Origin of the sequence: Paraburkholderia sp. J67 (assembly GCF_905220265.1) — a bacterium.
Classification (GTDB): domain Bacteria; phylum Pseudomonadota; class Gammaproteobacteria; order Burkholderiales; family Burkholderiaceae; genus Paraburkholderia.
Window position 1 is genome coordinate 1 of record NZ_CAJMZK010000095.1, and the last position, 569, is coordinate 569.

Annotated in this window: 1 protein-coding gene; it reads right to left on the reverse strand. The window is 60.3% G+C overall.

All coding sequences use genetic code 11. The features are described from left to right. Positions 1 to 543, reverse strand: a 543-nt coding sequence (locus U5782_RS41335; RefSeq protein ID WP_322049634.1) for a hypothetical protein, incomplete at its 3' end; no start/stop codon positions are given. Positions 544 to 569: the final 26 nt, after the last annotated feature.

The following is a 569-nucleotide window of genomic DNA, read 5'->3' on the forward strand; positions in this document are numbered from 1 at the left end:
ATGGAGAATCGCGTCGAGGCGCTGGGTAAGGGAATGAGCAACGCGGCTGTCCCAAATAACGAGGTTGTGTTCGGGTTCGAGATGGCTACTCGCGAACGCCGCGACTTTCGTCCAGCCGCTGTTCATCCTTGCGTCGTCCTGCCTTTGTCCACGGATCGCGGAAGCAAAGACTGCATGCACGTCCCGCCAGTCGTATGCGGTGCGCTGCACGACGCCGCCCCACGCAAAAACCTGATCCGCAAATTCGACTGCTTGCGCCTGCAGCTCCGGCGTCCATTTTTCGATCGAATCGGCCAGTAGCCTGGCCGTCACGAGCAACGGAGCGAGCGCGTCGCAGGTTTCGCGATAACCGACTGCAGGTCGCGGCCAGAAATAGGCATCGAGCCGCTGACGCCAACCTTTAACGGGCGCGCCAAACGACACCCTGCGATATGACGGCTGGAAAGGCTCCTGCTCGATATCGGACACTAGCTGCCGGATGATATCGCTGGAAAACGCGTGCGTGCGCAACACGGGGGCTGCCTTCACCTCGTTCACTGTCACTTGATTATCGCCAGCCTCCGCTTCGA